Origin of the sequence: Actinocrispum wychmicini (assembly GCF_004345645.1) — a bacterium.
In the GTDB taxonomy this organism is placed as follows: domain Bacteria; phylum Actinomycetota; class Actinomycetes; order Mycobacteriales; family Pseudonocardiaceae; genus Kibdelosporangium; species Kibdelosporangium wychmicini.
Genome location: NZ_SLWS01000008.1, coordinates 329,046 through 350,202 on the forward strand (window position 1 = coordinate 329,046; position 21,157 = coordinate 350,202).

The 21,157-nt window shown below is 68.5% G+C and carries 18 protein-coding genes and 1 riboswitch; of the genes, 11 read left to right on the forward strand and 7 right to left on the reverse strand.

Going from position 1 to position 21,157, the window contains the following annotated elements; genetic code table 11:
• Positions 1-9: 9 nt before the first annotated feature.
• Both EV192_RS34380 and EV192_RS34385 read right to left on the reverse strand, forming a co-directional pair.
• A complete protein-coding gene (locus EV192_RS34380) occupies positions 10-735 on the reverse strand; it encodes an esterase family protein (RefSeq protein WP_132122765.1) in 726 nt (241 codons plus the stop codon).
• Positions 725-1,705 (reverse strand): alpha/beta hydrolase, encoded by a 981-nt coding sequence (locus EV192_RS34385; protein ID WP_207926361.1) that lies wholly within the window; start codon positions 1,703-1,705, stop codon positions 725-727. The genes EV192_RS34380 and EV192_RS34385 overlap by 11 nt, the downstream gene beginning before the upstream one ends.
• 72 nt (positions 1,706-1,777) lie before the next feature.
• Between EV192_RS34385 and EV192_RS34390 the strand changes: the two genes are divergently transcribed.
• Positions 1,778-2,536, forward strand: a complete 759-nt coding sequence (locus EV192_RS34390) for an FHA domain-containing protein (RefSeq protein ID WP_243727251.1) — start codon at positions 1,778-1,780, stop codon at positions 2,534-2,536.
• Here the strand turns inward: EV192_RS34390 and EV192_RS34395 are convergent.
• Positions 2,533-3,036 carry a mycothiol transferase gene (locus EV192_RS34395; RefSeq protein ID WP_279494727.1) on the reverse strand — a complete coding sequence of 168 codons (504 nt, stop codon included), beginning with the start codon at positions 3,034-3,036 and terminating at the stop codon, positions 2,533-2,535. The genes EV192_RS34390 and EV192_RS34395 overlap by 4 nt on opposite strands.
• Positions 3,037-3,088: 52 nt before the next feature.
• On the opposite strand from EV192_RS34395, the gene EV192_RS34400 reads away from it, so the two are divergent.
• The gene (locus EV192_RS34400; protein ID WP_132122767.1) at positions 3,089-4,159 is read left to right on the forward strand and encodes a glycoside hydrolase family 3 N-terminal domain-containing protein; all 1,071 of its coding nucleotides are present in this window, start codon (positions 3,089-3,091) and stop codon (positions 4,157-4,159) included.
• Here the strand turns inward: EV192_RS34400 and EV192_RS34405 are convergent.
• A complete protein-coding gene (locus EV192_RS34405) occupies positions 4,146-4,544 on the reverse strand; it encodes a winged helix-turn-helix transcriptional regulator (protein ID WP_243727252.1) in 399 nt (132 codons plus the stop codon). The genes EV192_RS34400 and EV192_RS34405 overlap by 14 nt on opposite strands.
• Positions 4,545-4,607: 63 nt before the next feature.
• On the opposite strand from EV192_RS34405, the gene EV192_RS34410 reads away from it, so the two are divergent.
• The 4 genes from EV192_RS34410 to EV192_RS34425 all read left to right on the forward strand — a co-directional run bounded on the left by EV192_RS34410 (position 4,608) and on the right by EV192_RS34425 (position 9,809).
• Positions 4,608-5,381, forward strand: a complete 774-nt coding sequence (locus tag EV192_RS34410) for an SDR family oxidoreductase (RefSeq protein ID WP_132122768.1) — start codon at positions 4,608-4,610, stop codon at positions 5,379-5,381.
• Positions 5,382-5,546: 165 nt separating this feature from the next.
• On the forward strand, positions 5,547-8,846 hold the full coding sequence (locus EV192_RS34415; RefSeq protein ID WP_424923415.1) for a glycosyl hydrolase 2 galactose-binding domain-containing protein: 3,300 nt from the start codon (positions 5,547-5,549) through the stop codon (positions 8,844-8,846).
• Between the two features lie 87 nt (positions 8,847-8,933).
• Complete coding sequence (locus EV192_RS34420) at positions 8,934-9,455, forward strand: EF-hand domain-containing protein (protein ID WP_132122769.1); 522 nt, start codon at positions 8,934-8,936, stop codon at positions 9,453-9,455.
• Between the two features lie 36 nt (positions 9,456-9,491).
• On the forward strand, positions 9,492-9,809 hold the full coding sequence (locus EV192_RS34425; RefSeq protein WP_132122770.1) for a nuclear transport factor 2 family protein: 318 nt from the start codon (positions 9,492-9,494) through the stop codon (positions 9,807-9,809).
• On the opposite strand, the gene EV192_RS34430 is transcribed toward EV192_RS34425, so the two are convergent.
• Positions 9,806-10,411: a TMEM175 family protein gene (locus tag EV192_RS34430; RefSeq protein WP_243727253.1), complete on the reverse strand. Its 606-nt coding sequence runs from the start codon at positions 10,409-10,411 to the stop codon at positions 9,806-9,808. The genes EV192_RS34425 and EV192_RS34430 overlap by 4 nt on opposite strands.
• 268 nt (positions 10,412-10,679) lie before the next feature.
• Positions 10,680-10,757, forward strand: a riboswitch (S-adenosyl-L-homocysteine riboswitch).
• Positions 10,758-10,773: 16 nt separating this feature from the next.
• Between EV192_RS34430 and metH the strand changes: the two genes are divergently transcribed.
• The gene (metH, locus tag EV192_RS34435; protein WP_424923412.1) at positions 10,774-14,367 is read left to right on the forward strand and encodes a methionine synthase; all 3,594 of its coding nucleotides are present in this window, start codon (positions 10,774-10,776) and stop codon (positions 14,365-14,367) included.
• A gap of 111 nt (positions 14,368-14,478) precedes the next feature.
• Positions 14,479-15,168 (forward strand): class I SAM-dependent methyltransferase, encoded by a 690-nt coding sequence (locus EV192_RS34440; protein WP_132122772.1) that lies wholly within the window; start codon positions 14,479-14,481, stop codon positions 15,166-15,168.
• Here the strand turns inward: EV192_RS34440 and EV192_RS34445 are convergent.
• Positions 15,158-16,090 carry a helix-turn-helix transcriptional regulator gene (locus EV192_RS34445; RefSeq protein ID WP_132122773.1) on the reverse strand — a complete coding sequence of 311 codons (933 nt, stop codon included), beginning with the start codon at positions 16,088-16,090 and terminating at the stop codon, positions 15,158-15,160. The two genes, EV192_RS34440 and EV192_RS34445, sit on opposite strands and share 11 nt — an antisense overlap.
• An 86-nt stretch (positions 16,091-16,176) precedes the next feature.
• Here EV192_RS34445 and EV192_RS34450 point away from each other — a divergent pair, with 86 nt between their 5' ends.
• From EV192_RS34450 to EV192_RS34460, 3 genes are read left to right on the forward strand one after another with little or no spacing between them, the layout of a single operon-like run.
• A complete protein-coding gene (locus tag EV192_RS34450; protein ID WP_132123016.1) occupies positions 16,177-16,560 on the forward strand; it encodes a VOC family protein in 384 nt (127 codons plus the stop codon).
• Positions 16,560-17,672: a nucleotide disphospho-sugar-binding domain-containing protein gene (locus EV192_RS34455; protein ID WP_132122774.1), complete on the forward strand. Its 1,113-nt coding sequence runs from the start codon at positions 16,560-16,562 to the stop codon at positions 17,670-17,672. The genes EV192_RS34450 and EV192_RS34455 overlap by 1 nt, the downstream gene beginning before the upstream one ends.
• A 12-nt stretch (positions 17,673-17,684) precedes the next feature.
• A complete protein-coding gene (locus EV192_RS34460; protein WP_132122775.1) occupies positions 17,685-19,544 on the forward strand; it encodes an AAA family ATPase in 1,860 nt (619 codons plus the stop codon).
• Here the strand turns inward: EV192_RS34460 and EV192_RS34465 are convergent.
• The gene (locus EV192_RS34465) at positions 19,499-21,127 is read right to left on the reverse strand and encodes a hypothetical protein (RefSeq protein ID WP_132122776.1); all 1,629 of its coding nucleotides are present in this window, start codon (positions 21,125-21,127) and stop codon (positions 19,499-19,501) included. The genes EV192_RS34460 and EV192_RS34465 overlap by 46 nt on opposite strands.
• Positions 21,128-21,157: the final 30 nt, after the last annotated feature.

A 21,157-nucleotide genomic window follows, 5' to 3' on the forward strand; every position in this document is an offset into this window, starting at 1 on the left:
TTGTCCTCCTCAGCAAAACCGGGGCAGGTGATGGGCGAGCTGGGCTCGCCAGGACGGCCAGTCGTGCGGGACGTCATGGCCCCACACGTCGAGTTCGCAACGCAATCCCTTGCCTTGCAACACACCCGCGAAATGCCGGGTGGAGCGCAACGAGCCCGTGGTGTCCTCCCACTGGCCCTGGCCGACGACCAACAGGACCGAGAGCCGGGACTGTAACCACGCGAGGTGGTCGCCGTGCAGGTTCGGGACGAAGTCCATCGGGTTCGCGAAGTACATGGCGTCGCCGCGGTCGCCCCAGCCGTACCAGGTCGACGGGTCGTAGCTGCCGGAGAAGCCCATGGCCAACGGGAAGAGGTCGGCCCGCCGCAACGCGAACAGCACCGAATGGAACGCGCCCAACGAGCACCCGATCGTGCCGACATCCTGCCGGCCGTCGCAGTCGGCGTAGATGAACGGCAGGACCTGCCGATGGATCCACGTCTCGTAGTCGCCGTGCCGGCGGGCGCGTTCCTCCAGGGGGATGTCCCGGTTGGACCAGGTCGCCGAGTCTCGGGAGTCGACGCAGTAGAGCTTCACGCGGCCGGCGTTGACCAGGTCCGTGACCGCCGAGACCATGCCGTTGTTCTCGAAGTCCCACGCCCGGCCCTGCTCGGCCGGGAACACCAGGAACGGACGGCCGTAGTGGCCGTACGCGATCACTGTGCCGCCCGGCAGGTCGACGTGCTCACGTCGCATCCCACACCTCCTGCAGCAGATCGGTGAGCGCGGGCTCCCACGCGTCGCGCCACCCCACATAGTTGTGCGCGTCCGGGTTCTCCACCAGCCGCACGGGATATCCCCGGCGCCGCAGCACCTCGGCCATCCGCCGGTTGTTCGCCAGGTTCTCCTCGGCCAGCCCGCACGTGAGCGTGACCGGCACGGGCTGTCCGCGGCCGATGTTCCCGGCGAACCGGACGACCCGGGGGAACCAGGCGAACCCCTGCTCCTGTGGGTCGAGCCGGCGGGTGAAGAACGACGCGGACTGCAGGAACAGCCCGCCGAACAAGCCAGGGCGCCGTCGTTGGGCGTGCAGCATCGCCAAACCGCCCAGACTCGCCCCCATGCCGACAACGGGACCTCGTACCGCGACCGCCCGCCGTACCGCGGTGATCACGCCGGCCAGGCTCCGGGGGTATGTGGGATTGGCCGAGTACTCGTCGTTGCGGTCGCCTGGTTGCAGCAGGGCGACGCGGTGCCGGAGGTGGGTGGCCGTGTACCGGGTGAGCGCGGCGAGCCGGTCGTACTCGGGTCCGTCGTGGGCCACCAGCAACGGTAGGGGCTCGTCGGGGTCGCCGGGGGACCAGACACTCACTTGGGGCGTGACCTGGACGTACGAGCCGGGAACCGGGTCTGCGCCGAGCCAGGCCGGGGCCTGGTAGTCGGGGAACTCGACCACCGACTTGTCGCCGAACGCGCCGGGTGCCCGTAGCGGATTGTCCGGGTCGCAGATCTCCTCGGTGCCGCCGTCCCGATGGCGCAGTTGGAGCTTGTACTCCATCCGCCACACGGGCGGACGTTTCAGCGTGCGCGTCCAGACGCCGTCCACGTGCTCGAACTCAGTCGAAGCGTCGAGGGACAAAGCGGGCAACAGGCGCATACCGGCGAGAACCGGGCCGTCGTCCGGCACCCGGAACGTCACCTCGTCGACCGACGCCTCAACGCTCACAACGCAACATCATTACCGATCGCTACCCTGTCCAGGGACCCCTCCCGGGCAGTAAGGAGGACGCTGACCGACGTGAGCCCTCAAGTTCTGAACCTCAGAGGAAGCTTGGCGCGTGGCGTCCAGTCCCGTCCTGGCGCGCTGAGCGCGTTGGCCGTCACCGGCGGCGTGATGGCGTTGCCGACGGACGGGCCCGTGCGGTTCGGGCGCAACCGGCCGTCGGTGGACGTGTGCGTCGGCGAGGACGACCTGCGGGTGAGTCGCCAGCACGGCCTGCTGACCCACCAGGGCGGGCAGTGGTGGGTCGCGAACACCGGCCAGACCCCGATCCGGCTGCCGAACTCACTGATGCTGCACAAGGAAGGCGACCCGGTCCCGCTCGCCACCGGGTACACACCGTTGTTCCTGCGCGGGTCAGCGTCCCGGGAACACCTGCTGGAGCTGTACGTCGCCGACGCCGACGGCGGCCAGCCGCCACTGCTGCACGGCGCCGTGACCCAGCCGCCGCAGCGGTGGCGGCTGAGTGATCAGGAACGGTTGGTCCTGGTGGTCGTCGGCCAGCGGTACCTGCTGCATGAGGCGCACCCTCAGCCGCTGGCCCGCCAACGCGCGGCCGACCAGCTGATGGAACTCGAGCCGGCGGAGAAGTGGACCGCGAAGAAGGTCGAGCACATCGTGGCGGACGTGCGCGACCGGCTGTCCAGAGGCGGTGTCTTCGGGCTGCGCCGCGAGGAACTGGACGAACCGGTCGGCAACGCGTTGAACGAGAACCTGTTCAAGGAACTCGTCACGTCCACCACCCTGGTGCCCCCGGACCTGGAATTGCTTGACTAAGGCAGGATCCCCTTGACGATGGCGGCTTGGCCGGCGTGCTGGAGGTCGTCGGAGATGACGCTGATCAGGCGGACACCCAGGGTGACCGGCGGGTCCCAGTTGTAGTCCACGATCCGCGGCATGTCGTCGTCCCGCAGGTCCTTGATGTACGCGACCGTCTCCGCGTACACCTCGTCGTGGTAGCCGGTCAGCAGGTCGCCGGCCGGGACCCGGACCTGGGCGACCTGGTCGCTGGTGTGGCCGTAGCCGGTGTCGGTCGGGTCGAGCGGCAGCCCGAACCGGTCGAACCACCCCTTCGCCGTCCACACCTGGGCGGTGTCCGCGACTTCGGCGATGTGGTCGTCCTGGATCCGGGTAAGGTGCCAGACCAGCCAGGCGATCGAGTTGGCGTCCTCGTCGACCCGGTACGCGAGCTGCTCGGCCGTCAGTCCGTCGACGACCTCGTGCACCACGTCACGGACCCGACCGAAAGCGTCGATGAGCAGTTGTGCGCTTGTCACTGACGCGACACTAGTCATCCCGTTAGAGTGACGCGAGGCGGAAGGAGTGCCGATGGCCAAGCTCATCGCGACCCTGTTCACCACCGTCCTCGCCGCGTTCGCCGTCTCGCCCGCCAAAGTCGCCACGCTCACCCCGCGCCAACTGGCCGGACAGCGGGTCATCTACTCGTACGCGGGGCTGACGCCGCCGGCTTCGCTGCTGCGGGACATTCGGAACGGCGAGGTCGCCGGGGTGATCTTCTTCAAGGAGAACATCAGCAGCGCGAGCCAGGTCCACTCGGTGATCGACCAGTTCGCCGCGGCCAACCAGCAGAGTCCGGTGAAGGCGCCGCTGCTGATGATGACCGATCAGGAAGGCGGGTTGGTCCGCCGGCTGCCTGGCGCGCCCGCGTTGTCGGAGAAGCAGATCGGCCAGTCCGCCGATCCCATTCCGGCCGCTGAGGAGGCCGGCACGACGGCGGGGGAGAACCTGCGCGGCGCCGGGATGAACGTCAATCTCGCGCCGGTGCTGGACGTCTACCGCCAACCCGGTGACTTCCTGGACCAGTTCCAACGCTCGTACAGCCAGGACCCGTCGGTGGTGCAGACGCTCGGCCGCGAGTTCGTCAACGCGCAGCAGAAGATCACCGGTGTGGCCGCGACCGGGAAACACTTCCCGGGCCTGGGGTCCGCGTCCGCGCAGCAGAACACCGACAACGGGCCGGTCACCCTGAACGTGCCACTGTCCACTTTGCGCGGTGTGGACGAGAAGCCGTACACCGCGGGTGCCAAGCTCGTCATGCTGTCCTGGGCGGTCTACCCGGCGTTGGACGGGTCGCTGCCGGCGGGGCTGTCACCCACTGTGATCCAGAACGAGCTCCGCGGTCGCGTCGGGTTCCTGGGTGTGACCATCTCCGACGCGATTGAAGCCGGCGCGCTCCAGGCGTACGGCACGACCGGGCAACGCACAGTGCTGGCCGCCAAAGGTGGGATCGACCTGGTGCTGTGTTCGGCGCGGAACGTCACGCAGGGCGAAGACGCCGTGACCGCTCTCGCGAACGGACTCAGCTCCGGCACGCTCGACAGCGCGACGTTCAACAACGCCGCCCAACGAGTCACCGCGCTGCGCGTCAACGTTGGGTAGCGTCGTGCTCCTGCTGGGCGGCCAGGATCGCTGACCCGTTCGCCACGATCCAGCCGAACAGCCCGGTCAGGTGCTGGGCCAGGCTTTCCCCGAGGTCGCTGAGCGCGTAGCTGACCTTCGGCGGGGTGGACGGTTCGACTGTGCGCTCGATCAGGCCGTCCCGGACGAGCGTGCGCAGCTTCTGCGACAGCACCTTCTCGGTGATGCCGCCGATCTTGTCGCGCAGCTCGAAGAACCGCAGCTGCCCGTCGAGGAGCGCGGTCACGATCAGCGGCGCCCACCGGCTGGTCACGTGCTCGACGATCATCTGGCCGGGGCATTCACTGTTGTATACGTCACCCACCGGGGTCGACGCGTCCCATCCCATCAGCTCGCTAGCCTTCACGCACTGAGCTTACCTGAAGGTATGTCCTTACCAAAAGAAAGCTCAAATCCTAATGTCAGCGCCATGACTCGGACAGCACTCATCAGCGGCGCCGGCCGCGGAATCGGCGCGGCGACCGCACGCGAACTCGGCCGGCGCGGATACCACGTGATCGTCAACTACCTCGCCAACAAAGCCGCCGCGCAGCGGGTCGTCGCCGACATCGAGGCGGACGGCGGCACCGCCGAGGCGATCCAGGCCGACGTGACCGACGCCGACCAGGTCGCGGACCTCGTCGGCCGGTTCACCACCCTGGACGTCCTGATCTGCAACGCCAACACAGTCATGCCCCCGTTCGAACCGTTCGAGGCGCTCTCCTGGGACGCGTTCGCCGGAAAGATCAACGGCGAACTGGCCGGCGCCTACCACCTGACCCAACGCGTGCTGCCGCTCATGCGCGCCCAACGGTCCGGACGGATCGTGTACGTGTCGAGCACAGCCGCCGACCACGTCGGCACCGTCATGGCCCACTCGATCGCCAAATCCGCGCTCAACCTGTTCAGCCAGCACGTCGCCGCCGACGCGGGCCGTCACGGCATCACCGTCAACACCGTCGCGGCCGGAGCGGTACGGACTGACGCCACCGCCGACGTCTTCAACGGCTCGCTGCTGACGTACCTGAGCGACCGGTCGGTGTCCGGCCGGATCCTGGAGCCCGAGGACATCGCCCAGGTGATCGTCACCCTGGCCGAACCGGGTGTCGCGGTCACCGGCCAGATCGTCCGGGCCGACGGCGGCCACGGCGTACTCGACCAGCAACTCGGCGGGTTCGCCGCGAACCTGGGCGACGGCTCCTGACCGAGCGGTAGCGGCATTGTTCTCGGGCACCCGGGCGGCTATCATGCCCGTAATAGTTAGGAAAGTTCCCTAACAATTATCCTTGCCACTCCGCCGCCGCGTGGTGCCCGAGGAGGCGCGCCTGTGAGACCCCGGATCCCCCTGCGAATACTGACTATCGGCGCGGTGGTCGCCGCGGCCTGCGGTGTGGCCGCGGCCCCGGCCGCGATCGCGCAACCGTCGGTCGCGGTGCGTGCCGCCGGCACCGCCACCGCACTTCCCGGCTATCTCATCCAGAGCTCGAAGCAGGTCTCGGACGACTCGGCGGTGTCGAAGCCCGGGTTCCCGACGGCCGGGTGGTACCCGGTCTCGGCCCGGTCGACCGTGTACGCCGGGCTGCTGCGGAACGGTGTCCACCCGGACCCGTTCTACTCCACCCGGATGAAGGACGTGCCCAAGGCCGACTTCTCGGTGCCGTGGTGGTACCGGACCGACGTCACCCTGGACGACACCGGACAACGCACGTACCTGGACTTCAGTGGCGTGCTGTCGATGGCCGACGTGTGGGTCAACGGCACCCTGGTCGCCAACAAGGACGCGGTGACCGGCGCCTACACCCGGCACGACCTGGACGTCACCGCCCAGGTGCACGCGGGCGCCAACAGCGTCGCGTTCAAGGTGTACCCGAACGATCCGAACAAGAACCTGACCATGGGCTGGATCGACTGGGCGCAGACCCCGCCGGACCAGAACATGGGCATCGTGCGGGACGTCCTAGTGCGCCGCAGCGGCCCGGTGGCGGTGCGCGGCGCGCATGTGGTCACCAAGCTGGCGACCAACTTGGGGCACGTGGACCTGACCGTGAAGGCCGACGTCCGCAACGACTCCACCGCAGCGGTGTCGACGACCGTCTCGGGCACGGTCGCGGGCGTCCCCATCACGCAGACGGTTTCCTTGGCCGCCAAGGAGAAGAAGACCGTCACGTTCGGCAACGTCGGCATCGACAACCCGAATGTGTGGTGGCCGGCCGGAATGGGTGGTCAACCACTGTACAACTTGGACATCAGCGCGGCGGTCTCCGGCACCGAATCGGATGTGTCGCACACTCGGTTCGGGGTCCGGAACGTGACCGCGACCCTCAACTCCAGCGGCGGCCGGTCGTACACGATCAACGGGCGGCCGTTGCTGGTCAAAGGCGGTGGCTGGTCGCCGGACCTGTTCCTGCGCTGGAACCAGCAGTACGTGTCGGACAAGCTCAAGTACGTGCTGAACCTGGGTCTCAACACGGTCCGGCTGGAGGGCCACATCGAGCCGGACGAGTTCTTCGACCTGGCCGACCAGTACGGCGTGCTGACCCTGCCCGGCTGGGAGTGCTGCGACAAGTGGGAGGGCCAGGTCAACGGCAGCGAGCCCGGCGACAAGTGGACCGCCGCGGACTACCCGGTCGCCAAGGCGTCGATGACCGGCGAGGCCGAGCGGCTGCGCGACCACCCGAGCGTGATCTCGTTCCTGATCGGCAGCGACTTCGCCCCGGACGCGACCATCGAGAAGAACTACCTGGACGCGTTGAGCGCGGCGGACTGGCCGAACCCGGTCGTGCCGGCCGCGTCCGCGAAGCCGTCGCCGAAGCTGGGCAACTCGGGCATGAAGATGAACGGCCCGTACGACTGGATCCCGCCCGGCTACTGGTACGACAAGGCGCACAGTGACGCGGGCGGCGCGTGGAACTTCAACTCCGAGACCAGCGCGGGCCCGGACATCCCGACCATGGACACGCTCAACCGGATGATGTCGCCGAGCGAGCTGAACACGATGTGGAGCAGCCCGTCCACCGCCCAGTACCACCGGTCGCAGTCGACGACGTTCAACAACCTGAAGCTGTTCGGCGACGCGTTGAACGGTCGGTACGGCAACGCGGCGAACCTGGACGACTTCGTCCGCAAGGCCCAACTGGCGCAGTACGAGAACGTGCGGGCGGAGTTCGAGTCGCACAACCGCAACTTCACCGACGGCTCGAACCCGTCGACCGGGCTCATCTACTGGATGCTCAACAGCGGCTGGACGTCACTGCACTGGCAGCTGTTCGACTACTACCTGGACCAGAACGGCGCCTACTTCGGCGCCAAGAAGGCCAACGAGCCGTTGCACGTCCAGTACTCGTACGACAACCAGTCGGTCGTCGTGGTCAACCAGAACCACGCGGCGGCAAGCAACCTCACCGCGACCGCCAAGGTGTACAACATGGACGGTACGGAGAAGTTCAACCAGAGCAAGACCTTGTCCGTGAACGGTGACGGCGCCAAGGCGACCGCGCTCACCATCCCGGCGATCAGCGGCCTGTCCACCACGTACCTGGTGAAGCTGACGCTGGCCGACTCGTCCGGCACCGAGGTCAGCCGGAACGTGTACTGGTTGTCCACCAAGCAGGACGTGATCGACTGGGCCGGCAACGACTGGTACTTCGTGCCCACGTCGTCCTACGCGGACCTGTCCGGGCTGAAGGGCATGGCTCAGGTCACGGTCGGCGCGACCGCGAGTTCCACGAACAACGCCGACGGCACCACGACCACGTCCGTCACCTTGCGCAACACCTCGTCGGGCAAGGTGCCGGCGTTCTATGTGGACACTCACGTCGTCGGCGCGGGCGGTGCGCCGGTGCTGCCGATCACGTGGAACGACAACGAGGTCAGCCTCTGGCCCGGTGAGTCGACCACGCTGAGGGCCACCTACCGGACGGCGGACCTCAAGGGCGCCGCGCCATCGGTGCGGGTCGCCGGCTGGAACTCCGGGACGCAGACCATCCCGGCCGGCGGCGGAGGCGGTGACAACCAGGCGCCGACCGTGCCGGCGAACCTGCACAGCACCGGCGTCACGGCCAGCAGCGTGTCGCTGGCATGGGACGCGTCCACCGACAACGTGGGCGTGACCGGCTACGACGTGTTCGTCGACGGCGCGCAGGGACCGACGGTCTCGGGCACCACGGCGACGGTGTCGGGCCTGGCGGCGTCGAGCACCCACACGTTCACCGTGCGGGCGCATGACGCGGCGGGTAACAACTCCGGGCAGAGCAACCAGATCAGCGCCACCACGTCCGGTGGCGGTGGCGGCCCGGTCGACTACCAGGCCGAGGACGCGGTCGTCACCCAGGGCGCGGTCGAGTCCAACCACGCCGGCTACACCGGGACCGGCTTCGTCAACTACGACAACGTCACCGGCAGCGCGGTGGAGTGGACGGTGAACGCGTCCGCCGCGGGTGGCGCGGACGTCGTCATCCGGTTCTCCAACGGCACGACCACGAACCGGCCGATGACCATCGCGGTGAACGGGACCGTGGTGGCGACGAACGTGGCCTTCGCGTCCACAACTAACTGGGACACCTGGAAGACGGTGACCGTGCACGTCACGTTGTCCGCCGGTGCCAACAAGATCAAGGCGACCGCGACGACCGCCAACGGCGGCCCGAACGTCGACAAGATCACGGTGTGACCTTCCGGTCCCGCCCCGGGGACGGGGCGGGACCGGGAACCCGAATGGCCGATAGGAACGCTAGGTCGTTCAGCCTATCGTGGGCGCGTGACGAGCGATCTGCAGCGACGCAAGATCACGACCGTGTTCACGGCGATGGACGCGGACGCCGACGGTTTCCTGACCGAGTCCGACTTCGTGGCCCTGACCGACCGGTGGCTGGAGTTGCGCGGCACCCCGGACGCCGCCGTGCGGTCGGTGATGATGGGCTGGTGGGCGACCCTGCTGGCCGCGTCCGACCTGGACCGGGACAACAAGGTCACGTTCGATGAGGTGCTGTCGGTGGTCGACCGGCTGCCCACCATGACCGACGTCGTCGAAGCCACCGCGGACGCCATGTTCACCGTGGCCGACGAGAACGCCGACGGACTGGTGGACGCGGGCGAGTACCGCCAGATGATCGAGGCCTGGCGCGGCGTGGACACCGACACCGACACGGTCTTCCCGTTGCTGGACGGCGACGGCGACGGCCGACTGTCCCGTTCGGAGTTCCGCGAACTGTGGTACGAGTTCTGGGCGGGTGACAACGCGGCCGCACCTGGCACCCTCGTGTTCGGCCCGCTGGCCTGAACTGCGCGGACGCGGGTGCCGGGTTAGCATCCGGACATGATTCCCAAGCCCGTGCAAGTACTGCTCGACGCGGTCAACGCCAACGACATCGACGGTTTCCTCGCGGGGTTCACTCAGGACGGTGTGGTGGACGACTGGGGCCGTGAGTTCCGTGGCGCCGAGAAGATCCGCGGCTGGAGCGACGCCGAGTTCATCGGCAAGCAGGTCAGCCTGGACGTCGACAGCTCCACGGAGCGCGACGACGGCGAAACGGTCGTCACCGCGCAGGTCGGCGGCAACGGGTTCAACGGCCCCAGCCACTTCATGTTCCGGGTGGACGGCGATCTGGTGTCCCGGATGACGATCCGGGCTTAGGTCGGGCGGAGGCGTTGCACCGCCATCACGACGAATCGGTTCAGCAGCAAGGACAACAGCGCGTAGTAACGCACCTGCGGCACCGCGATCAACAGGATCAGGCCGGCGAGCAACAGGCCGGTCGCGCTGACCGCGCTGACCACCGCCGACGGTTTCAGCTTGTTGTCCTCGACCTGGATGTCCGGGTTGCGGTCGATGATCCAGACCAGCACGGTCTGGCAGACGCTGCTGGCGAGGATCGTGCAGAGGTAGAACACCGGCGGGAACGGGTCCGTCGACCCGGGCTGGTTGATCATCTCGGTGGGGAACGGCAGCACGACGACGGTGAACAACCAGACCATGTTCCACACCACCAGCGCCGGGGTGTAGGCCCGGACGTGCTGGAACATCCGGTGGTGCACCAGCCAGAGCCGCGCGATCACCGCGAAGCTGAGCAGGAAGCTCAGGATCGGCGTCCAGTTCTCGGTGATCAGCTCGATCGCGTGCGCCTTGGGCTCGCGCGCCAGGTCCACCAGGGGCAGGACGAGCAGGGTGATCGCGATCGCGGCCACCGCGTCGGTGAACAGGACAAGCCGGTCGGGATCGCGGGATATCGTTGCCACGCGCGCAACCTAGCAGCCGTGGGTAGGGGTCGCGGACAAGTCCGGATAGGACGGCCGGGGGACTGGGGTCGCGATCGGGGTGGCTGTCCAGCCGCTCTCACATCATGGGACACCCAACTGTGGAGGAGAGCGGTCTGAGAGACCGTCATTTGCTGAGCTACCAGCGAATCCTCAGGTCAGCGGACAGGCACTGGCCGACCCGGGCGGCAGGCGCCGCGGCGGCACAACTGCTGACCACACATCAGGCGGGCACCGGGTAACCTTTCGAAAGGTCGAGAGGCGCTGCAACGGGCGTGACGCCCGCCACGCTCGGCTGTACACCACCGAACAAGGGCGCCTCCTATTCGTGGGAGGGTTGCCTGGTGAAGTCCTTGCAAGAGCTGCTGGACCAGCGGATCGTCGTGCTCGACGGCGCCTGGGGCACGATGCTCCAGAACGCCAAGCTCACCCCCGAGGACTACCGCGGCGGCCGCTTCGACAACCACACGCACGACGTGACGGGCGACCCCGACCTGCTGAACATCACGCGGCCGGACGTCATTCTCGATGTGCACCGGCAGTATCTCGCCGCGGGCGCGGACATCACCACGACGAACACGTTCACCGCGACCGGCATCGGCCAGGCCGACTACGGCCTGCAGAGCCTGGTGCGGGACATGAACCTGCAGGGCGCCCAGCTGGCCAGGCAGGCCGCTGACGAGGCGGGCGGCCGGTACGTCGCCGGCTCGATCGGCCCGCTGAACGTCACCCTGTCGCTGTCGCCGCGGGTGGAGGACCCGTCGTACCGCGCGGTCACGTTCGACCAGGTCCGGGACACTTACGCGGAGCAGATCCAGGCGCTGGCCGAGGGCGGCGTCGACCTGCTCATGATCGAGACGATCTTCGACACGCTCAACTGCAAGGCCGCGATCGCCGCGGCCCGTGAGGTCGCGCCGCACCTCCCGATGTGGATCTCGGTGACCATCGTCGACCTGTCCGGCCGCACCCTGTCCGGGCAGACGGTCGAGGCGTTCTGGAGCTCGATCGAGCACTCGAAACCCCTGGTCGTGGGTGTGAACTGCTCGCTGGGTGCGGCGGAGATGCGGCCGCACGTCGCGGACCTGGCCCGGTTCGCCGACACGTACGTCGCCTGCCACCCGAACGCCGGCCTGCCGAACGCGTTCGGCGGCTACGACGAGACGCCGGCCGAGACCAGCGCCTTGGTCGGCGAGTTCGCCGACGCGGGCATGGTCAACGCGGTCGGTGGCTGCTGCGGGACGACGCCCGCGCACATCAAGGCGATCGCCGACGTCATGAAGGACAAGCAGCGGCGTGAGGTCGCCAACCCGCCGCACGCGACCCGGTTCAGTGGGCTGGAGCCGTTCTCCATCGGCAAGGACACCGGCTTCGTGATGATCGGTGAACGCACCAACGTCACCGGCTCGGCCAAGTTCCGCCGGCTGATCGAGGGCGACGACCACCAGACCGCGGTGGACGTGGCGCTCGAACAGGTCCGCGGCGGCGCGAACCTGCTGGACGTGAACATGGACGCCGACCTGCTCGACAGCGAGCGCGCCATGGTCACGTTCCTGAACCTGATCGCCACCGAGCCCGAGGTCGCCAGGATCCCGGTGATGATCGACAGCTCCCGCTGGACCGTGCTCGAAGCAGGCCTGAAGTGCGTGCAGGGCAAGGGCGTGGTGAACTCGATCAGCCTCAAGGAGGGCGAGGAGGTCTTCCTGGAGCACGCCCGCCGGATCCGCGACTACGGCGCGGGCGCGGTCGTGATGGCGTTCGACGAGCAGGGCCAGGCCGACAACGCCGACCGCAGGGTGGAGATCTGCGGACGCGCCTACGACCTGCTGACCCAGCGAGTGGGGTTCCCGGCCGAGGACATCATCTTCGACCCGAACGTCCTCGCGGTCGCCACGGGCATCGCCGAGCACAACGACTACGCGAAGGCGTTCCTCGACGCGCTGCCGCGGATCAAGGAACGCTGTCCGGGTGTCCGGATCAGCGGCGGTATCTCGAACCTGTCGTTCTCCTTCCGTGGCAACGACGTCGTCCGTGAGGCGATGCACTCCGCGTTCCTGCTGTACGCCGTGCGCGCCGGGCTGGACATGGGCATCGTCAACGCCGGCCAGTTGGCTGTGTACGAGGACATCCCCAAGGACCTGCTCGAACTGGTCGAGGACGTGCTGTTCAACCGCCGCGAGGACGCGACCGACCGGCTGGTCAGCTTCGCCGAGACGGTGAGTGGCAAGGGCAAGCAGCGGGTCGTGGACCTGTCGTGGCGCGAGGGCACGGTCGAGGAGCGCCTGTCGCACGCGCTGGTGCACGGCATCGTCGACTACATCGAAGACGACACCGAGGAGGCACGGCAGCTCAAGGACCGTCCCCTGCAGGTGATCGAGGGCCCGCTGATGGACGGCATGAAGATCGTCGGCGACCTGTTCGGCTCCGGCAAGATGTTCCTGCCCCAGGTCGTCAAGAGCGCGCGCGTGATGAAGCGGTCCGTTGCCTACCTCGAGCCGTACATGGAGGAGGAGAAGGAACGGATGCGCCTGGAGGGGCACGTCGACGTCTCCCGGGGCAACGGCAAGGTCGTGCTCGCGACCGTCAAGGGCGACGTGCACGACATCGGCAAGAACATCGTCGGCGTGGTGTTGGGCTGCAACAACTACGAGGTCATCGACCTCGGCGTGATGGTGCCCGCGTCGGTCATCCTGGACACCGCGGTGGCCGAGGGCGCGGACGCGGTCGGCCTGTCCGGGCTGATCACGCCGTCGCTGGACGAGATGGTCTCGGTCGCGGCGGAGATGCAGCGCCGCGGGCTGAAGCTGCCGCTGCTGATCGGTGGCGCGACCACGTCCCGCCAGCACACCGCGGTCAAGATCGCCCCCGCCTACGACAAGGCGACCGTGCACGTGCTCGACGCGTCCCGGGTGGTCGGCGTGGTGTCCGACCTGCTCGACCCGGTCCGCGCGGAGACGTTGGCCCAGAACAACTTCGCGGACCAGGAGCGGCTGCGGGAGCAGCACCACGGCCGCCAGCAGAAGAAGTTGTTGACGATCGGGCAGGCGCGCGCCAACCGCGAGAAGGTCTCGTTCGAGGACCTGCCGACCCCGGCGTTCACCGGGGTCCGGGTGGTCCGGCCGGCCATCGCCGAGCTGCGCGAGATGATCGACTGGCAGTTCCTGTTCCTGGCCTGGGAGCTGAAGGGCAAGTTCCCGGCGATCCTGGACCAGCCGGTGGCCCGCGAACTCTACGACGACGCGAACACGCTGTTGGACCAGATCATCGCCAACGACCAGTTCCACGCGGCCGGCGCGTACGCCTACTGGCCGGCGCACTCGGAGGGCGACGACATCCTGCTCGATAACGGCGTGCGCTTCCCGATGCTGCGCCAGCAGACCGAGAAGCCGACCGGCCGGGCGAACCGCTGCCTGGCCGACTACATCGCCCCGGCGGGCGACCACCTGGGCGGCTTCGCGGTGGCGGTGCACGGCGCCGAGGACCTCGCGGCCACGTACGAGGAGCGCAACGACGACTACCGGGCGATCATGGTCAAGGCGTTGGCCGACCGGCTCGCCGAGGCGTTCGCCGAGTACATCCACCTGCGGGCGCGTCGCGACTGGTTCGAGCCGGACGCCCAGCCCGCGATGGAGGACCTGCACGCGGAGCGGTTCCGGGGCATCCGGCCGGCCCTCGGCTATCCGGCCAGCCCGGACCACAGCCTCAAGCAGGACCTGTTCGACCTGCTCGGCGCCACCGACCTCGGGATGGCCCTGACCACGTCGTTCGCGATGACCCCGGCGGCCAGCGTCAGCGGCCTGATCTTCGCCCACCCGGAGTCCCGGTACTTCACCGTCGGCCGGGTCGACAAGGACCAGATCGACGACTACACCGCCCGGCGCGGTCTGCCCAAGGCGGAGGTCGAGCGCTGGCTGCGGCCGAACCTGGCGTACGACGCCTGATGTGACTGACTGGGGGCTGTCCCCCAGGCGGCGCTGGGGGCGCTCTGGCTGTCTGAGACGTGCTCCCCGTTGGGATCGTGATCAAGTCACGAACCAACAGGGGAGATCACGTTGCACACCAACCAGGGGCCGCTCACTGTCGACTCCGTCGTCGCGCTGTACGAGAAGTACCTGGACGACCTGCGCGCGGTCCGTACCGCGCAACGGGCCTTGCACGGCACGGGAATGAAGGCCCAGCTCGACGACATCGAAGCGGAGATCACGTACCTGCGGATGCGGGCGGCCCGGCCGGAGTCCGTCGTGGAGATCGGCGCACTGCACGGATGGTCCACCTCGTGGATCCTGCATGCCTTGCGGGACAACGGAAGTGGGCAGCTGTTCTCGTACGACGTGGTCGACCACGCGCGCTACGCCGTGCCCAGGGATCTCGCCACGCGGTGGACCTTCGTGCACGGCGACGTCCGGAACGCGCTGCTGCCGTCGGATATCGGCTACCTGTTCGTGGACGCGGCGCACACAGCCCCGTTCGCGCGGTGGTACACGGCCTCGGTGTTCTCCCGGATAACGGCCGGGACGCCGGTGAGCGTGCACGACGTCTTCCATGGCCGTCGTGCGATGCCGCTGAGCGAAGGGCCGGTCGTGCTGCGCTGGCTCCAGGAGAACAACATCCCGTACTTCACGTCCGCGAGGAAAGCCGCACCGGACGCGTACGAGGAGATCATGTGGGCGCGTGCGCGGCTTGATCTGACCGAGCCGATCCATAGCGGAACAGACAACCCGATGATCTTCTTCACCCGCTGACGTAGCGGGCGACGAGTTCGGTGCCGAGGCGGGCCAGTTCGGCTTTGACCGGTTCGGAGTCGACCACTTCGACCAGCGCGCCCCAGCCGGCTAGGTGTTGGGCGATGCCGATCGGCATGTGCGCCGCCACGCGGACCCGGGCTCGACCGTCCGGTTCGATGGCTTCGACCTCGCAGTGCCGGCCGAACTGATCGCGCAGGACACGAACGTACCTCTCCTCGATCAGGACGGTGGCCGCGACCGTGGATCGCCGCTGTTCCATCTCGGCCACCACCTCGTCCCAGGCTTGGGCGAGATCGAAGTCGTCCGGACGGTCGCCGGGCAGATCCGTGGGTTCGACGCCGGTCACCCGGTCGAGCCGGAACGTCCGCCGGCCGTTCGGGGTGCCGGCGATCAGGTACCAGACCTGGTGTTTGTCGATCAGGCCCCACGGGTCGACCAGTCGCCGCCGGTCCTGGTAGGTGATGTGCACCTGGCGGCGGTGGATCACCGCCGACTGGAGACTGCCCAGGTGCACCGGTCGCTGCCGGTCGGGATCGCCCCAGGTGGCCGGGTCGATGACGACCGCGTTGGCGGCGGCCTCGGCCGTCGGCCGGAACGTGTCGGGCAGCGCGCGGACGAGCTTGCGCAACGCCGCCTTGGCCTCCGGCGCGACCGCGGCGGCCGGGCCGACCAGCAGGAACAGCGCCTGGGCCTCGGTCGCGGTGAGTCCGCTGAGGTCGGTGCGGGCCCCGCCGAGCAGCGACCACCCGCCACCCCGGCCGGACTGCGGATACACCGGGATGCCGGCTGTCGAGAGTGCCTCCAGGTCGCGGCGAGCGGTCGCCACCGAGACCTCGAGTTCCTCGGCCACCTCGGCGGCCGTCACCCGACCGCGCGACTGCATCAACAGCAAGACGGCTACCAACCTGTCGGCGCGCATGTCGGAAGTCTCGCAGGAAAAGTGCTCAGTTGGTGAGCACTTTAGCCGGCAGGATCGTCCTCAACACCGAATCGACGGAGGACGAGATGTTGCGAGGCATGTGCACGATCAGCCTGTTCGCGGACGACCTGGCCGAGGCCAAGAGGTGGTACACCGAGCTTCTCGGTGTTGCACCTTACTTCGAGCGGGACGGCGGCTACATCGAGTTCCGGATCGGCGACCGCCAGGACGAACTGGGCATCGTCGACGGGAAGTACCGGCCGCATCCCGCCGGGCTGGGCGGCGTGGTCACGTACTGGGCGGTCGACGACGTCAACGCGGCGATGGAACGCCTGCTAGAGATGGGTGCCAAGGAGCACGACCCGATCCGGGAGCGCGGCGAGGGGTTCGTGACCGCGTCCGTGGTGGACCCGTTCGGCAATATCCTTGGGGTGATGTACAACGCGCACTATCTGGAGATGCTGCCGTAGTGGCGGAGTTCTTCTTCGTCCCCTACTCCGCCCACGGGCACGTCAACCCCATGCTGCCGGTCGTCGCGCGGCTGGTGGACAGCGGCGAACGGGTCCGGGTCCTGGTCGGCCGTGCGTACGCGGCGGCCATGACCCGGGTCGGCGCCCAGGTCATCCGGCTGCCTGTCGACTTCGATGTACACGTGCCGGACGGCTTCGCGGGCGTGACGCGGTCGCTCGTTCTCGCCCGGCGGGTGGCGGCGAACTGGGGTGCCAGCCGGCTGCTGGCGAGCGAGTTCACGCGGGCCAGGCCGGATCTGGTGGTGACGGACCCGATGGCGGCGTGGGCTGAGCGAGCCGCGCGCCGGGTCGCGTTGCCGACCGTCCTGTTCAGCACCACATTCGCCACGAACGAGCACGTCATGGCCGAGTGGATGTCGTCGCGATACCGGGTCACGGTGCCGCGGCCGTTGTTCCGGCTGCATCCGCGGGTCCGGCGGCACCGGCGGGACCTGGTGCTGGTCAACAGCCTGCCGGAGACACAGCCGGCCCGCGACAGCCTCGGCGCCGAGGTCCGGTTCGTCGGCCCGCTGCTGCGGGACCGCGAACCGGAAGCCGGCGACCTGCCCTGGCCCGCCATCCACAGTGGACCGACCCTGGCCGTGTCGCCGGGCACGGTGTTCGCCCGCCGGCCGGCGTTCTTCCGGGCCGTCGCGGCCGCGTTCGGGGACACCGAATGGGTGGTGGTGATGGCCACCGGCCGGGTGGATCCCGGCGAGCTGGGGCCGCTGCCGGCGAACGTCATCGCCCGCCGAACCGTGCCGCAGCTCGCGTTGTTACGGCACAGCACGGTGTTTCTGACGCACGGCGGGATGAACTCGGCGCTGGAGGCCCTGGCGTCCGGTGTGCCGATGGTGGTGACACCTCGGGCCGGTGACCAGTTCCTGGTCGCCCGCCAACTGGTCGCCCTGGGGGTCGGAGTCCAGTTGGACCCCGGGCTGGCGGGTCTGCGCGCGACGGTCGAGCGCCTAGCCACTGATCAGCGGGTGCGGGCCGCCGTCGCGGCGATTCGTAGCAGGCTCACGGCCGGCGCCGACACCGCCGCCGAACTGCTGCGCCGGCACGTGACTTGATACCTTTGCCCGATGCTTGATGTGCCACGGTTGTTGCCGGCACGGCCGTCCCTGTTCGTCGACCGGGGCGACGAGTACCGCGGGTTCAACGCCGCCACCAGGCACGTCTTCCTGACCGGCCAGCCCGGGGTCGGCAAGACCACGGCAGCCGTCGAGTTCGGCTACCGTTCGGCCGAGCTGTTCCCGGACGGCCAGCTGTACTACGACCTGGGCGGATCAACGCGGGCCCCGGCCACTCCCGCGGAGGTGTTGCAGCACTTTCTCGAACTCCTCGGGGTGGCCAAGCCGCCGGAGCGCGAGCAGCAGATGGGCAACGTGTTCCGGTCGGCGACGCGCGACCGGCGGATGCTGATCGTGCTCGACGACGCGGACACCATGGCCCAGGTGCGCGCGTTGCTCCCGTCGTCGGAGTCGTGCAAGGTCATCGTGACGAGCCGCAAGCAGTTGATGTTCGACACTGGGACGTTCCGCGAGATCGTCCTGGAGCCGCTGGCCGACGACCACGCACTGGCGCTCGTGTCCACGTTGTCCGAAAAGGACGGACTGGCCGCCGAGCCCGGGGTGGGCACGCTGCTGACCAGGTGCGGCGGGCTCCCGCTCGCGCTGGAGCTGGCCGCGAACCGACTGCGCCGGCGGTCCGTGCCCGCTCTCGTCGCGCGCATCGACGCCGCGCTTGAAGTCGTCGACCAGCTCCTTGACCTGTCCTACCAGGAGCTGACGCCGGACGAGCAGCGCGCCTACCGGGTCCTCGGGCGGCACTTCGGGCCGGAGTTCGGCGCCGAGGTGGCAGCGGCGATGCTGGGCGTACCCGACGCCGAGGACCTGCTGGAAGCGTTGGCGGAAGCCAACTTGCTGCGCCGGCTCGGCGACCGCTACGGCTTCCACTCCCTGATCGGCGCGCACGCCCGTCGATCCGAGGACGAACCGGGCGCGGCCGGCCGGGCCATCGACTGGTACCTGCGACGGGCGGTCGGGCTCGCCAAGGTGATCACCCGGCGGTGGTGGGCGGCGGACATCTTCACGCAGGTCCCTCGCCTGTTCGACGGCGAGGGTGCGGTGCCGCGGGCGTTGGCCGAGTTCAAGCTGGAGGGCACCAACATGCTCGCCGCGGTGCTCGCCGCCGAAGAACTGTCCGCCGACGACGTGATTCCCGCCTTCTGCGAAGCATTGTGGGCCTGGTACTACAACACCGACCGGAACGACGACATGATCACCACCCACAGGTTGGGTGCGGCCGCCGCGTTGCGGTTGGGCGACAAGAAGGTCGCCATGCGCATGCACAACGAGATCGGTACGCGACACGAGAAGCTGCGCGAGTTCGCCGAGGCGCGGGCGCAGTTCGAGCGTTCGCTGGTGCTGGCCGAGGAGATCCAGGACGTGCTCGGCCAGGAAAGCAACTTGGAGTGGCTGGGAATCGTGTCCGACGGACTCGGCGACCACGACACCGCGCTCGACTTCTTCGACCGGTCACGAGTGTTCGCCGAACAGGTACCGGACCCGGACCGGCGAGAACGCGCGCTCATGCTGCTGCGCATGCACACCGGCCGGGTGCAGACCAAAACCGGCGCGGTCGACCAGGCTCTGGCGAACCTTCGCCAGGCCGAGACGTACTTCGAGACCACAGGCGACGCGGTCAACACCGGCCGGGTCAAGGAGAACCTCAGCCGGATCCTGCCGCCCACGCAAGCAAGGCCGTTGCTGGAGCGGGCGGTGGAGCTCTTCACCCAGGCGCATGCCCGGTCGCTGCTCGCCGACGGCCTGGTGTCGTTGGCGCGGCTGGTGGACCCGGACACGGCTCTGGTGCTGCGTCGTCGGGCCGCGGCGATCTACCGCGAGCTGGGGGAGTTCCCGCTCGCGGAGGAACTCGGGTGAACCGGCGTCCCGTTGACGGTGATGGTCGTGGGCAACGGTTCGCCTGAGTCCAGCCAGGCCTGGATCACCGGGGCGTAGTCGGGGTTCCCGACGTCGATGTGCCTGCCGTCGCGGGTGGTCAGCGTGCCGTCCGGGGTCGCCACCATGGCACAGCCGGGGTGGGCGGCCAGGAGGTCCGTGGGGTCTTCGTGGTCGGTGCCGAGGATGTCCGCGTTGGCCCGGAGTGTCCGCTGTGGATGTCCGATGTGGACCATCAGGTGCGTGCCGGCGGCCGGCTGGATCTCGGCGGGGTACCGGACCATGGTCGCTTGGCCGTTCGGGATGTCCAGGGTGACGTGGGCGGAGACGGCCGTCGGGGCCGGCCGCGCGGTCAACCCGGAGTCGGATATCCGGGCGGTGACCGGTTCGGTCGGCGGCTCGGAGAGGCCCATCAGCCGGTAGAACAGCGCACGCAGGAGCCGGGTCGACTCGCCCGGCACGGCCGTCACCAGGTCACGGACCTCGGGCACCGACACAGCCCGGTCGAGCTGGGCACGCAACGGCCGGCGGCGGTCCAACCGGCCGGCAAGGCGACCGAGCAGACCCACCGCGGACTCGGCGACCACGTCGTCGTCCGGGAACGCGGCGAGCAGCACCGGGCGGCCGATGGCGGCGGCATACGTCGTGGTGGCGCCGTGATCACCGACGACAACGTCCGCCGCGATCAACGCCGCCCGCCACCCCTCCGCGGGCGGCACCAGCACCAAACCGGCCCGCAGACAGTCAGCCAACCAGGTCCGAATCTGCCACGGCCCGTGCGCCGCCCACGCGTTCGGATGCGCGAACGCCACCACCTGGTATTCGTCAATCGGTAACTCAGCGAGAAGACTACGCAACAATTCCGGCCACGAACCCAGCAACGAACCGTCGGACCATGTCGACGACACCGTCACGACTTTCCGGTCATCAGCACCCAACAGCCGCCGGTAATGCCGGCGCAGGCCAAGACTGGCGAGCATCCGGTCATAACACGGATCGCCGGCGATGACAGCGGTGTGCGCGGCCTCGGGAACGTCCCGTTCCAGTCGCGCCACCTGCTCGGGATGGGAGAACACCAGGGCTTCGGCGATCGGCTGGCCGTCGTAGAGCAGCCATTGCGGGGACAGGCCAAACGTTTGCCGCTGGCCGTTCACCGATTTCCGATTTCCGATTTCCGATTTCCGATTTCCCGGCGAGTATTTAGTGTATCCAATTCCGTGCGACATGATCGCCACGGGGGCGTTGATCTCAGTGAGTCCGCCGCCGTGATGGCTGGCGGCGATCGCCAGGTCGAACTCGGTCCGCAACGCCTGCTCCCACGGAATGGTGACCACGCCGAGCCGCCGCATGAAGTCGTCGAGACCGAGGGTGAACGGGTCCGTCCCGCTCCAACTGACCACCACCTGCACCCGGAAGTCCGAGTCGAACACGCTGAGCACGTCCATTAGCCGGGTCACCGTGGTCAGGTTGTGCGCGATGACCAGGACCCGCTTCGCCGCGGGCACGGTCATCCACTGGTGGGCCCGGACACCGACCGGCACGTCGACCCACGAACGTTCACCCACAGGGCTGAGTATCCCAGCTACCGGTGGTGG